An 11742-nucleotide genomic window follows, 5' to 3' on the forward strand; every position below is an offset into this window, starting at 1 on the left:
CTTTGAAAATAGCAGCAGAGTGTTACGCTTACTACAAGTTGTGAATTAACTTAACATCAATACTAATCGCAACTGTTCCCGGAAAAATTAAACTTGTGCCAAACTTACTGAAAAGTGTTATATTCAACTCCGTAAACCCTGAACAGCGCTTTCAGGTATGCCAAAATTATCAACGAGTCAACTAAATGCCCTTTACTTTCAAGAAATTAGCCGCCATTGCAATCTTCTTCGTAGCCGTAAAAATTTTAGTTGACTCTGGGCACTTCCAACAAGCCGCCAATGACATCACACACAGAAACCCAGCCAGCGCCACATCAGATACCCAAACTATCCGGCAAAAATCCAGCAGCCCGCCCCCAGCAGAACCCCACAAATCACCGGATCAAAAGTTTGATGTAGTAGTATATGGCGATGAAGTGCCGGGGATATGTGCGGCTATATGGGCAAAAAAGACTTTAGGTGAAAAGGGTAAAGTTGCTGTTGTGCGATCGAACTACGCAACTGCTCTTTTGGGCGGCGTACTCACCCGCGGCGGTTTAGGTTACGTCGATTTAGATAAAATCCCCGACTGGTACCGCCAACCCTACGCCCAATGTTTCCGGGAATTCCTAGACAAAGCGAATGTTCCCGAATCTTGCTTGGAACCAAAAACCGCTGATAAAGCTCTGAGAGAGATGCTTTCGGAAGCCGGAGTTAAACTTATTTCCCACTCAACTCTGACTCCTCACGTAGTTGATAAAAAAATAGAATATGCCGAAGTCAAAGAAAGCAATATCAAAATTCAAGCTAACTCTTTTATTGACGTAACTCAAGACGCGGAACTGGCAAGAAAAGCCGGATTATCTTATTATACAGGATATGAATCGCAAAATATTAAATCCAAAAATGAAACTTTAGCAGTATCTGTAGTGCCGACAATTACGGGGCTAACGATGGCAGACTTCCGCAAAATAGAAGATGACATTCTCTACGACACGCCTTTAGTCGAAAAAATCAAAGCAAGCATTACCAAATATAAAGACCCCGCAAGTACAGAATTCTGGATGAGAAATTTCTTGAGTCCGATTTATCAGGCATATCGAGACGGCTACAACATCAGAAGCGTAGCCCTAGGTGCGGCATATCACGTAGACAGGAACTTGCCCTTTACTCAAGATAAAGGATTCTTCTTTGATAAAGCCAATGTTTGCGTTTATAAAGATACTTCGCTGTCGTGGAACGGGTTTTTATTTAAATATCAAGTTGATGAATTGATGAAGATGGAAGCTAACGGCAGAAAACCGAATGCTGAGATGGTGAAAGAAATGTCACATCTCCAAGAATGGCTGCAAAAAAAATCTGGTAAAGATGTGAGAGTGTTTATCCCGGAAGAGATTTATATCAGACAAACTTTGAATGTTCGGGATGTGGTGGCGCCGCTAAGTGGGAAAGAGATTATCAAAGGAGGAACAGAGCCCTCCAAGTCGATCGGCAGTTTTTCCTATGATTTCGACTTGCGGGGGGGAGTCAAGGATTTGGAATCGAGAATTCCGCCGCTGCCGACCTATAATTTTGGGATAGAGAGCGCTTTGGCGAGTAAAGTGAGTAATTTGGCGATCGTAGGGCGATCGTCCGGCTATGTCGGTATGGCGGTATCAGTCGGGCGAATTGCGACGGTGAATATTTATCAAGGACAAGGCGTGGGCGTGGCGGCGGGTTTGGCTAGCAAGTTGGGAGTGCCGCTGAATACGATTACTTCGAGTAAAACCAGGGAAACGTTGGAGACTTTAACGGGGAAAACTACTTATTTGTCGGGGAGAGATACGAGTTATGGGGTGGATTATAAAGAGGTGAAGTAATCGAGGTATAGCAGTCACCCGTAGAAGATATCGAAACCTCATCTTCTACGGCGCAAGATTCCCCAACTCTTAGATATCCTCTCGATCTTCGATCTGCTGCTGCTGGTATTCTGTAATAATGTTTTGAATATCTTCTGCTGCAATATCGACTTGTTCGGATTTGGTGTAAACGGTCAGCAAAATGATTCCCGTTGCTGTTTGGACGTAGTAAATTAAACGGTATCCACCACTTTTACCTTTTTGAGTGTCGCTATTTCGGACTCTCAACTTGAAGACTGCATAACCCACTCCAGCAATTCGATCTCCTGGCAGTTCTCCCCGTGTGAGTTGTTCGATAATGGGTTGAATATCATTGCGAATGCTGCGGTATTTTTTTGCAAGAGTGCGTAAATTGTGATTGAAGGTTGGCGAAACTATAACTTGAATTAAGGGCAAGTCAGTCATTTTCAATTCCTTCCCACATTTGAGCAACCGGAATGCTTTGCCCAGTCATGGCTTCGTGCCAAGCCTGCCGAAAATCTTGTAGAAGCGCTGCTTTAGATTGGCCCTCCCCGTCAATTTCTGAGGGTTCTGGAATACTAAAAGAATTAGCAGCAGGCATCTCTTGGATTTCTGCTGAGAAAACCTCTGCCAGATTATTTTGCGAAATGATGACCCCCTGACGTTGCTTTTGGCTTAGAAACTCTATAAAACTCGCAACTAATGCCAGATGTTCTGGAGAGAGTCGATCGAGCCATCGATCGATTTGATGTCGAAGTGCCGCTACATTCATAATGCCATCATGCCTGTTAATTTTACCTTCATTTTAACGTAAGTATAAAGGTAGTGATGCGATTGCCGAGCGGTACATTCAGTTGACGGCTATTGGAACGGGAACCTTGGTGGAAATTGACCCGGATGGTTCAACCAATAGGGGCGATTGTTAATCGCCCTCTTTGAATCGCAAGTAATGTCAGGGTTTCGGTAGAAGTTGGATTTGAGTGACATTCAGTTTATGTGCCAAAGAGATTTTAACTCGCTCCAACTTTTTAACATAGAGAAATGTAAATTCGATCGAGATTTTTACCATGACTTTTACGCTTCAAAGAAACGGCACCCACTTCTTTGGCACTACTTACATGAGTCCCACCACAAGGAATAATGATATCACCATAACGCCAGTAAGAGATATCTTTTGTACTAGGATCTGACTCCATCAAAATTTCATCGCCTTGAGCAATCAAATTATTAGCTAAAGTAGACACTTTTGGAATCAGTTCAGGATTGAGTTTATTAGCGTAGTCTAAACGGGCACTCTGTTCATATATATAGCAACCTTTGATATATAGCTTTTCTTGATGACCATAGATTTCTTCAAGGGCGTGTAAAACAAAGTGAGTTGCACTGTGGTAACGCATTAGCTTGTATCGATAATCCCAATCAATCTTCATATGCACTTTTTGTCCTACGATAAAAGGGGAAGGACTATCTAGTTTATGAACCACCACAGTATCAATCTGTACCATCGGAACTTCGACATCTGGACGGTTTATATAGATAGGTTTTCCGGGTTGCTTTTGTACGTCAATGATAGCTACATCGTCAATAAAGCCTTTGTCAGGTACTTGCCCTCCTGATTCTGCATAAAATATAGTTCGATCTGTTACCAGCAAATCATCTTGTGTATGCAGCACGGTAGCTTCACATTCAGTCTGATAGGGTTCATCAATCCACAACTTCTGAGTTGGGGGTAGTTTTTCTGGACTGTTAAGAATAAAAATCGTCATTTCAATCTCCTTATTTTGGAAAGTTCACAGTTTACTCAAAACTGAGCAACAAAGCTTGATGTCATCAAAAAATCAATCAAAAAGATCTAAGTAATCAATAGCTGAGTCATAAGCCATCGTCAGAATATTGACTTTGTGATGTAGCTGTTTCTTTTGCTGAACTTCCTCAACAACTTTTAAAGCAGCGGCGACATTAGCTCCAGAAGAAATACCTACTGACAAGCCTTCTTTTACGCTCAGATTTTTCATCATTTGTAATGACTCTTCAAATGTTACAGAAATCATTCGATCTATGATATTAACATTCAATACTTTGGGGATAATGCCAACAGCAAGACCTTGAATATTGTGAGGAAAAAATTTATTTTCTAGAAGCTCGCAGCCGTCTGGTTGAACTCCTATAATTGTTACCTTTGGTTTTTCTTTTTTGAGAATTTCTCCTATTCCTGTAATGTGACCTCCAGTACCAATACTGGCAATAAAATAATCAATTGTTTCATTTTGAAAGTCTTCCAGAATTTCTGGAGCTGTTGTTAATCGATGAATTTCTGGATTTGCTGGATTTTGACCTTGATTTAGCATCACATACTCAGGATTTTCAATCTGAATTTCCATTGCTAGCTCACCATGTGAATTACCTCCTTTACGACTATCAGAAAGGATAATTTTTGCTCCTAACGCTTTTAATGATTTTTGTTTTTGTGAGCTATAGTTATCAGGAATAACTAAGATCACATTGTAGCCGAGGATAGCAGCAGCTATAGCAATTCCCATTCCTGTATTTCCTCCAGTTGGTTCGAGAATTGTTTGTCCTGTATTTGGTTTGAGAATCCCTTGTTTTTCGGCATCTTTAATCATATTAAAGGCAATTCTAGTTTTGTGGCTACCTCCAGGATTAAACGTTTCATTTTTTATATAAATGGCAAACTTTGAATCAAGGGATTTATCAATTATTTTTTGAAGCTTAATCACTGGAGTTTGACCAATTGTCTCTAAAATTGAGTTGTAAATCATAATTAGTATCACTGTTTTGTGTTTTGCAATCTTTTTTTGAGTATCTTCTCAGATCTTTCTACCAGGAAAAACAGCAATTAACTGATAATCTTCTGCAATAAATCTGAATAGTTTAGAACAGATAATTTCATCTCTTTGTATATCAATTATCAGGTGATCTACTGGATAAATTGGCTTGCCATCAAATAGAGCATTTTTTTTGTCTTCATTGCTGAAATAAGCTCCTACATCAGGATGAGAATGATAGATTGCCTTGACTGGATTGACTGAAGCAATATTTCTGCTTAAGAACAAGGAATCTTCTGATGAAAAAACAAACCCTTCTCTTGCGCTCCTGGGATAAGTTACTGGATCTGATTGATGTAATTGATTTTGAATGTTTTTGCAAGATCTGATGCCCTTTTCAAGAATTAACCCACAGCATTCATCTGGATAACTTTGGCGGGCAAAATAGTAAACTTTTTCAAGCAGCTCCTCAGAAATATTTTTTTCTATTTCTGAACGTAGAGATTGACCTTGTATGTAGATAGCCTTCATTTTATTTCTTGATAATTTGATTGGTTGTTCGTAGCAATACTTTAGAATTAGCAGGGATATCTTCGGTGATGACAATATAAGGAGAAATTTTTACGTCGTCACCAATTGTCACCGCACCAAAAATCCTGACACATCCACCTACTTCCACACGATTTCCTAACGTTGGATGCCTTTTACTATATTGATTTCCAGAAATCCCTCTTGCACCTAAAATTACGCCTTGAAGAATGTAACAGTCATCACCAATTTCACAAGTTTCACCAATCACAGTACCATAGCCGTGATCTATAATACATCTACGACCAATTGTGGCTGCTGGATGAATTTCAACTCCACTTTTAGCTTTGGCTTGCTCGGATATCCTTCGCGCAACGATTTTTAGATGGGTTATCTCATTTCCATTACTGTGACAACTATAATATAAGGCATTGGCTACTCGATAATACATGAGAGCTTGAAAAGAGAGATAACTCTCAAAAATATACTCAGGCGATTTTTTCGCCGCTGGATCTTTATTAGAAAAGCAGATCAAGTCATCGTAAATTCGATCGTTTACTTGATCAATAATCTCCCGAGTTTTAAGTTCGCTGATAGAGCTTTCTGATAAATGGGATTGCAAGAGACCCTCGATTACTTGACTGATTTGACGATCGAGACGACTAAAAGTGAGCAACATACAGTGAACCTCACAAGAAGAGTAATCAGAGCTACTGAATTCCAGAGACTTGCAGGCTAAAGATTCCCATGAGCATCAGGAATTGGGGAGCCAAAGGCTTCACATTGCAAGCCGCCTGAGACGATCGCGACAGCATTGGCTATTAGTCCAGACTCTAGGGTGCGATCGACCACGATCGCGAGTCTCTTTGGATTTTCTGGAGCAGGCGGTTCCAGTAGGGTATTGGGATCTAGAATGACCTGTTCTTCGGGTAGGCGATCGCGAACAGCCCAATAGCCTACATCTGAAGCGGCAGCACTTGTCAGAGCTTCAAGTTTCATAGTAATCTTAGAGGGAAAGTTTATTTCAGAAGAGTTCTGCCGAGGCAGGACTCTTTTCGTTTGTTATTTACACTTTACTGCTCGCGCCTGCTCTTGTCAACATATTTTGCAAATATTTTTTGCGTTTCACGACAATCACGACTATCTTTAATATAATTTAGCAGTCGATCGCTCTTGCAGAAGCCTTCCAAGACGTTCCCTGGAATGACCAAATCTTGGCGTAAAGCCACTCTGGAGGGCTGCTGAGCCATTACTCTTGTGTTGCTCCGCACCCTTTTATAGATAGGACTTACACATAAACTCTATCTGTAGAGTATGCACTGCGTACTCTACAGATAGTGTAAAAGACTCTTTTCGTAAGTCCCGATCGAGTGGGTAGACCTAATAGGTTAGGTTTCCCGCACCTCTGGAACAAAGGAAAAGTCTTATATGTCAATCAGTCTGGCAAGGAAGACTATCGTTTCACGATTTCCGGATTTTGCAAAATGAGTATGTTTAATTATCTTAGGTACGGCATCCACTCATGACGATCGAGCGTATGTCTGTTAGGATTGGGGCAGATGGCAAATGAATCTGTCTTATCAAGATCGTCAAAACTTACAGTTGTGATGCTCAAAGGCTAGCTATATGGTGTAAACTTTTGTGGGCTTAGCATACAGCTAGCTGCAACGACCTCAAGCTTGCCAGCCGAGCTTGACCTCTGAAATGCAAGCAGGGCAACTAGCACCTCGCAGCAAGTCAGCTTTATTGCGAGTCTATTGGTCTCAGAAAAAAAAGGAGAGTAAATAATCTCAATGGCACGCCCAAAACGCACTCGTTCTGAAGATACCGGGTCTCAGTCAAAATTTGTTCAGGTTGTGGAAGGCTATCTTGCCAAAGCAAACTGGACAAAGCAGCAATTCATGGCTGAAATCCAGGTTGGGGAAGCTCAGTTCTATCGGTGGGCAAGGGGCGAAAACGTTCCGTCAAAAGCAATTGTTAATCGTATTGCAGTATTTTTAGGTCGTCGCTTAGATGAAGTCTATCAGAATCTTCCTCATAATCCCTTTCCAGTTTCTGATACGATTGATGGCTTGTTGAATGAACTGCTTGAAGCGGCAGGGTACAGCGCCAGTATTCGGGGAAAGGTAGTTGATTCTAGCTGGCAAGAAATAGCTCATAATCGCTCATGGAAACTTGGGTATACTCTTGTTTATCCAAATTGGGCAGAGCCTCCGGAAAGGTATGGAGAAAAGCCTATTGGTATTGCCATTGACTGCGCTGAAAGAGTAGGTGATTTGCTTGGGATAGACACAGAATGGCAATACTTAACTTGGCAAGAAATGCCTCTTGCAATTGCTGAACGTAAAGTTCATGGAATTGCCCCTTTCATGCTGGCTGCACCAGGCAGATTTTTTGATTACCGCTTATCTGATCCGTGGTATTCAGGGGGAAAACTTAAACTGACCGCAGTTACTCTACCAATAGAAATTGATGCAGACTTTCTAGAAGATTTACCACATAAACGTGTTCGGTTGGTTTACATAGAAAATGAGATCGGAGATTGGGTAGTCAGTATGCTCGGTAATTATTACGAGCGAGAGGCATTTGCAGACAAAGCAAAAGCTTTTAGTTATATGAAAGCCTTTGAGTCCAAGGAAAGTGATGTGATTCCTATTCTATGCTCTGACCACGTTCTTTGTAAAAGTGTAGCTGATGAGAATAACTGGCAAGTTCTCAATATAAGATGTGTGAAGGATTTGGAATTGTATCCAGCATTTGCTTTTCACCCAAATGAAGAACAATTAACCGCCTCTGTTAATGCTGTTTTGAAGTTGGTTAATCAAGTTTCATAAATCATCAGTGCAAGGAGCTAGTCAAATTGTGAAAATTTCATTTAGTCTGTTAGCAGAACAAATAATTAATGACGAAGAACGAATTCTCAAAGAATTGGCGGTGGAAAAATCTCTGTGTGATATTACAAGTAATATTGAGGGCTTAAAGCAATTTGCTGAAGCTTTTCACTTTATCCGCTATGACTTCTGCCACCTCAACTTTATTGTGGGTGAGCGGTGCTGCACCAATGAATTTTTGTGGGAGGGAATAGCGAAAAATCTGTACGAAGAATTGGGCGGAAAAAGTGGGCAGAGCCACAACCAGTTGTACCGAGATTTTTTAGCTTCCGTTGGCGCTCGGGAAGAAGATTCTCTAAAGGAACCTGCATTTGCCTCCCTGTTTAATCGGGCGCTGCAAACCTACTGTCGGCAAGCGCCCCTTGCAGAAGCCCTGTTTACTATCGCAATCTATGAAGCTTTTGACATCCCCGACTACCAACTACTACTACGGGTTGTGAAACAAGCAGATGTCTCACAGCAAGGGCTACGTTTCTTTCAGCTTCATGCTGTCGCCAACCACTTTGAAATGTTTGAAGATGTTGTAGCTTGGCTTAGAAAACAAGAAGGCGGAGAAAGTGCCTTCAATCGGGCAAAAGAATTTGTTTTTCAGACACAAACTGAAATGTGGCGTGGATTAATAGCGCACTTACAAGACAAAACAACAGATTGCTGTATTTAAAAATTTTGATTCCTTTGGAGGAACACAATGGGCATTAAAACTTTTAGAAAGAGATGGTTTACGATCGCCATTTCACTAGCAATAGTCTTCTTGGTCAGCTTGGCTTCATGCACAAAAAATTCTGCACAACAAACCAGTCCAAATACCACCAGCACGTCAACCTTGGGGCAAATCGCAGCCAGTAGCAAAATCAAAGTCGCCTATCTCGTCTTTCCGCCAACCATCACCAAAAACCAAACCACTGGAGAATTGGGCGGGCATTTAGTAGATACAATCAAAGAAATTGCGCGGCTCAACAACTGGACTCCCGAATTCATCGAAACCGATTGGTCAGGCTTTGCTACCGGGCTGGACTCCCGTCGGTTTGATGTTTCCATCGTCCCCACCTTCGTCACCGTCCCCAGAGCCTTATCCGTCTACTTCACCAATCCCCTCTTCTACGCAGGCAACAGCGCCATCACTAAAGCCGACGAAACCCGCTTCACAACCCTGGAAAGCATCGACCAACCCGGAGTCACCGTTGCTGTCACCCAAGGCGAAGCAGGCGACGAATATGCCAAAGCCAACTTCAAGAAAGCCAAAATCACTCGCTTCTCTGGTGGCGACCAATCCCTTGCCTTCCAAGCTGTTGTGGCAGGTCGCGCCAATATTGCCCTCGGTGATGCCTACGTGACCTCCCAATTCGCCAAAGCCAACCCCCAAGTCAAAGACCTTTTTGCCAAAGCCCCCTATAACCTCACTCCTGTCTCCTGGGCAGTGCGTAAGGGCGACACCGAAATGTTGAACTTCCTCAACAGCAGCCTAGAATCTTTAGATTACCAAGGTCGCCTGCGGGAGTGGGAACAAAAAGCAGGTGCAAACTGGTTGCACATCAAGAAAGTTTGGGAATTTACCAAGTCGTAATTCATCAATGAACTGGAACTTTTCCATCATCTGGAATAACCTGTTACCCTTGTGCTTTGCCTTACTAACCACGATCGGGATTAGTCTTGGTAGTATTGCTCTTGGAACGATCGTCGGCGTGTTAGTCGGGGTGCTTTCCCTCACATCCTCCCGACTCATTTCTGGGTTCGCCAAATTCTTCATCGAACTTTTCCTCGCACTCCCCGCCTTAGTCCTACTCGTTTGGCTTTACTACAGTCTGCCTCTACTCATCCCCGGCTTTATCCTGGACGGGCAAAGCTGTGCCGTGTTGGGGTTAGGCTTGAGCCTAGCTGCCTTTGTTGCCGATATCATCCGGGGTGGGATTAACTCCATCCCCCCTGGAGAAATCGAGGTTGCCTACTGCACGGGAATGACTCGCTTAGAAACGATTCGCTACATCCTGATTCCTCAAGTTTTTCGCAAGTCCTGGCTGCCCCTCATGGGACAGTACATCACCACCTACAAATTCTCTACCCTGGCATCAGTAATTGCTGTGCCAGAAATCCTTCATACAGCCAATTCAATCATTGCTCAAACCTACCGCCCGATCGAAATTTATTCAACAGTTGCCGCGATGTTCATTGCTACCGTTGTTCCTCTCAACCTCTTACTAAGACGGGTACAGCAAGTCAAAGAACTGGGTGGCACGGAGACAATATAAGCTCTCAATCCTACAATGCAAAGTTCATTCCTAAGCATCGAAAATCTGGGCAAACGGTTTAATAATGCCAATATTCTAGAGAATGTCAGCTTCTCGCTAGAAAAAGGTGAGAGTATGCTGATTCAAGGCAAAAGTGGCTGCGGGAAAACTACCCTGTTGCGCTGCATTGCGTTGCTAGAATCGATCGATCGAGGTCGAATTATTTTTAATGGCAGAGTTGTTTCCAAACCCGGTCATCTCGATCGGACAAACAGTCGGCTAGAAATTGGCATGGTTTTTCAACAACTATACCTCTGGTCGCACATGACTGTTCTAGAAAACGTAGCACTACCCCTTTGGTTGCGTAACGGTAAACGTAAAAAGCTAGCAGATGAAGCTGCCAAGCATCAGTTAGCTCAGCTTGGGATTGAAGATAAAGCGAATGAGTACCCCAATCAACTATCAGGAGGACAACGGCAACGGGCAGCATTTGCCCGTGCGCTGGTACACTCTCCTCAACTCCTGCTACTCGATGAAATTACAGCAAATTTAGATCCTGAAACAGCTTATAAAGTTGTAGGCATTGTTGAAAAAATTATTGAAGCAGGTACATCTGTCATTTGGGTGACGCATTCCGAGCTACCTTCTGCGATCTGGTCTTATGTTCTGCGTTTTGGCGATCGCATCTGGATCAAAGAGAAATATAATTAGGGATTAGTTGGAGAAAGCGAATTTAGTCAAAGCATAATGACAGAAATTTTTGAGATGGAGGCAGAAATTAAAGACTACATTATTCAAGCATCTTTGAACTCGGAAAATATTTGAGTGTCGCTATTTCGGACTCTCAACTTGAAGACTGCATAACCCACTCCAGCAATTCGATCTCCTGGCAGCTCTCCCTGTGCGAGTTGTTCGATAATGGGTTGAATATCATTGCGAATACTGCGGTATTTTTTTGCAAGAGTGCGTAAATTGCGGTTGAAGGTTGGCGAAACGATAACTTGAATTAACGGCAAGTCAGTCATTTTCAATTCCTTCCCACATTTGAGAAACCGAAATGGTTTGCCCAGTCATGGCTTCGTGCCAAGCTTGCCGAAAATCTTGTAGAAGCGCTGCTTTAGATTGACCATCCCCGTCAATTTCTGAGGGTTCTGAAATACTAAAAGAATTAGCAGTCGGCATCTCTTGGATTTCTGCTGAGAAAACCTCTGGCAGATTATTTTGTGAAACGATCGCCCCTTGACGTTGCTTTTGGCTGAGAAACTCTATAAAACTCGCAACCAATGCCAGATTTTCTGGAGAGAGTCGAGCGATCGATCGAGCGATTTGATGTCGAAGTGCCACTACATTCATAATGCCATCAGACCTGTTAATTTTACCTTGATTTTAACGTAAACCCGCCCAGCCTTGAATATCGCACTTTCCCCCAAACACCCCTCACCCTCCCCTCGCTATGGCACAATCTAAATAAGAT

At 42.5% G+C, this 11742-nt stretch carries 16 protein-coding genes; 6 read left to right on the forward strand and 10 right to left on the reverse strand.

Features of this window, described 5'->3' with window-relative positions:
* Window positions 1–185: 185 nt before the first annotated feature.
* Window positions 186–1838 (forward strand): FAD-dependent oxidoreductase, encoded by a 1653-nt coding sequence (locus JGK14_RS00640; RefSeq protein ID WP_293323230.1) that lies wholly within the window; start codon window positions 186–188, stop codon window positions 1836–1838.
* Window positions 1839–1907: 69 nt separating this feature from the next.
* On the opposite strand, the gene JGK14_RS00645 is transcribed toward JGK14_RS00640, so the two are convergent.
* The 8 genes from JGK14_RS00645 to JGK14_RS00680 form a co-directional block, all read right to left on the reverse strand.
* Entirely contained in the window at window positions 1908–2282 is a 375-nt protein-coding gene (locus tag JGK14_RS00645) for a type II toxin-antitoxin system RelE family toxin (RefSeq protein ID WP_293230621.1), read from the reverse strand.
* Entirely contained in the window at window positions 2275–2610 is a 336-nt protein-coding gene (locus JGK14_RS00650) for a hypothetical protein (RefSeq protein ID WP_293230618.1), read from the reverse strand. The genes JGK14_RS00645 and JGK14_RS00650 overlap by 8 nt, the downstream gene beginning before the upstream one ends.
* Before the next feature lie 256 nt (window positions 2611–2866).
* Window positions 2867–3604 (reverse strand): alanyl-tRNA editing protein, encoded by a 738-nt coding sequence (locus tag JGK14_RS00655; RefSeq protein ID WP_293174312.1) that lies wholly within the window; start codon window positions 3602–3604, stop codon window positions 2867–2869.
* A 72-nt stretch (window positions 3605–3676) separates the two neighbouring features.
* Complete coding sequence (locus JGK14_RS00660; protein ID WP_293174315.1) at window positions 3677–4618, reverse strand: PLP-dependent cysteine synthase family protein; 942 nt, start codon at window positions 4616–4618, stop codon at window positions 3677–3679.
* Between the two features lie 48 nt (window positions 4619–4666).
* On the reverse strand, window positions 4667–5155 hold the full coding sequence (locus JGK14_RS00665; protein ID WP_293174318.1) for a Mov34/MPN/PAD-1 family protein: 489 nt from the start codon (window positions 5153–5155) through the stop codon (window positions 4667–4669).
* A 1-nt stretch (window position 5156) separates the two neighbouring features.
* Window positions 5157–5831, reverse strand: coding sequence for a serine O-acetyltransferase (locus tag JGK14_RS00670; protein ID WP_293174321.1), 675 nt, complete (start codon window positions 5829–5831; stop codon window positions 5157–5159).
* 56 nt (window positions 5832–5887) lie between these two features.
* Window positions 5888–6151 (reverse strand): hypothetical protein, encoded by a 264-nt coding sequence (locus JGK14_RS00675; protein WP_293174323.1) that lies wholly within the window; start codon window positions 6149–6151, stop codon window positions 5888–5890.
* Window positions 6152–6225: 74 nt separating this feature from the next.
* On the reverse strand, window positions 6226–6402 hold the full coding sequence (locus JGK14_RS00680) for a hypothetical protein (RefSeq protein WP_325314579.1): 177 nt from the start codon (window positions 6400–6402) through the stop codon (window positions 6226–6228).
* Window positions 6403–6945: 543 nt separating this feature from the next.
* On the opposite strand from JGK14_RS00680, the gene JGK14_RS00685 reads away from it, so the two are divergent.
* From JGK14_RS00685 to JGK14_RS00705, 5 genes are read left to right on the forward strand one after another with little or no spacing between them, the layout of a single operon-like run.
* The gene (locus JGK14_RS00685) at window positions 6946–7986 is read left to right on the forward strand and encodes a transporter substrate-binding domain-containing protein (protein WP_293174326.1); all 1041 of its coding nucleotides are present in this window, start codon (window positions 6946–6948) and stop codon (window positions 7984–7986) included.
* Between the two features lie 28 nt (window positions 7987–8014).
* Window positions 8015–8704: an iron-containing redox enzyme family protein gene (locus JGK14_RS00690; protein WP_293174329.1), complete on the forward strand. Its 690-nt coding sequence runs from the start codon at window positions 8015–8017 to the stop codon at window positions 8702–8704.
* Between the two features lie 27 nt (window positions 8705–8731).
* Window positions 8732–9607 carry a substrate-binding periplasmic protein gene (locus JGK14_RS00695; protein ID WP_293174332.1) on the forward strand — a complete coding sequence of 292 codons (876 nt, stop codon included), beginning with the start codon at window positions 8732–8734 and terminating at the stop codon, window positions 9605–9607.
* A 7-nt stretch (window positions 9608–9614) separates the two neighbouring features.
* Entirely contained in the window at window positions 9615–10289 is a 675-nt protein-coding gene (locus JGK14_RS00700) for an amino acid ABC transporter permease (RefSeq protein ID WP_293174335.1), read from the forward strand.
* Between the two features lie 15 nt (window positions 10290–10304).
* Window positions 10305–10979 carry an ATP-binding cassette domain-containing protein gene (locus tag JGK14_RS00705; protein ID WP_293204685.1) on the forward strand — a complete coding sequence of 225 codons (675 nt, stop codon included), beginning with the start codon at window positions 10305–10307 and terminating at the stop codon, window positions 10977–10979.
* Between the two features lie 83 nt (window positions 10980–11062).
* Here JGK14_RS00705 and JGK14_RS00710 read toward each other — a convergent pair whose 3' ends face one another.
* Both JGK14_RS00710 and JGK14_RS00715 read right to left on the reverse strand, forming a co-directional pair.
* Complete coding sequence (locus JGK14_RS00710) at window positions 11063–11293, reverse strand: hypothetical protein (protein WP_325314580.1); 231 nt, start codon at window positions 11291–11293, stop codon at window positions 11063–11065.
* Complete coding sequence (locus JGK14_RS00715) at window positions 11286–11621, reverse strand: hypothetical protein (protein ID WP_325314581.1); 336 nt, start codon at window positions 11619–11621, stop codon at window positions 11286–11288. Before JGK14_RS00715 ends, JGK14_RS00710 begins: the two co-directional genes overlap by 8 nt.
* Window positions 11622–11742: the final 121 nt, after the last annotated feature.

It is taken from the genome of Microcoleus sp. PH2017_28_MFU_U_A (assembly GCF_020738035.1).
Lineage (GTDB): Bacteria > Cyanobacteriota > Cyanobacteriia > Cyanobacteriales > Microcoleaceae > Microcoleus.

Excerpts from the sequence above, each read along its gene's own strand:
- JGK14_RS00640 (WP_293323230.1), top strand. The coding sequence starts at position 186 with ATGCCCTTTACTTTCAAGAAATTAGCCGCCATTGCAATCTTCTTCGTA.
- JGK14_RS00645 (WP_293230621.1), bottom strand. The coding sequence starts at position 2,282 with ATGACTGACTTGCCCTTAATTCAAGTTATAGTTTCGCCAACCTTCAAT.
- JGK14_RS00650 (WP_293230618.1), bottom strand. The coding sequence starts at position 2,610 with ATGAATGTAGCGGCACTTCGACATCAAATCGATCGATGGCTCGATCGA.
- JGK14_RS00655 (WP_293174312.1), bottom strand. The coding sequence starts at position 3,604 with ATGACGATTTTTATTCTTAACAGTCCAGAAAAACTACCCCCAACTCAG.
- JGK14_RS00660 (WP_293174315.1), bottom strand. The coding sequence starts at position 4,618 with ATGATTTACAACTCAATTTTAGAGACAATTGGTCAAACTCCAGTGATT.
- JGK14_RS00665 (WP_293174318.1), bottom strand. The coding sequence starts at position 5,155 with ATGAAGGCTATCTACATACAAGGTCAATCTCTACGTTCAGAAATAGAA.
- JGK14_RS00670 (WP_293174321.1), bottom strand. The coding sequence starts at position 5,831 with ATGTTGCTCACTTTTAGTCGTCTCGATCGTCAAATCAGTCAAGTAATC.
- JGK14_RS00675 (WP_293174323.1), bottom strand. The coding sequence starts at position 6,151 with ATGAAACTTGAAGCTCTGACAAGTGCTGCCGCTTCAGATGTAGGCTAT.
- JGK14_RS00680 (WP_325314579.1), bottom strand. The coding sequence starts at position 6,402 with ATGGCTCAGCAGCCCTCCAGAGTGGCTTTACGCCAAGATTTGGTCATT.
- JGK14_RS00685 (WP_293174326.1), top strand. The coding sequence starts at position 6,946 with ATGGCACGCCCAAAACGCACTCGTTCTGAAGATACCGGGTCTCAGTCA.
- JGK14_RS00695 (WP_293174332.1), top strand. The coding sequence starts at position 8,732 with ATGGGCATTAAAACTTTTAGAAAGAGATGGTTTACGATCGCCATTTCA.
- JGK14_RS00700 (WP_293174335.1), top strand. The coding sequence starts at position 9,615 with ATGAACTGGAACTTTTCCATCATCTGGAATAACCTGTTACCCTTGTGC.
- JGK14_RS00705 (WP_293204685.1), top strand. The coding sequence starts at position 10,305 with ATGCAAAGTTCATTCCTAAGCATCGAAAATCTGGGCAAACGGTTTAAT.
- JGK14_RS00710 (WP_325314580.1), bottom strand. The coding sequence starts at position 11,293 with ATGACTGACTTGCCGTTAATTCAAGTTATCGTTTCGCCAACCTTCAAC.
- JGK14_RS00715 (WP_325314581.1), bottom strand. The coding sequence starts at position 11,621 with ATGAATGTAGTGGCACTTCGACATCAAATCGCTCGATCGATCGCTCGA.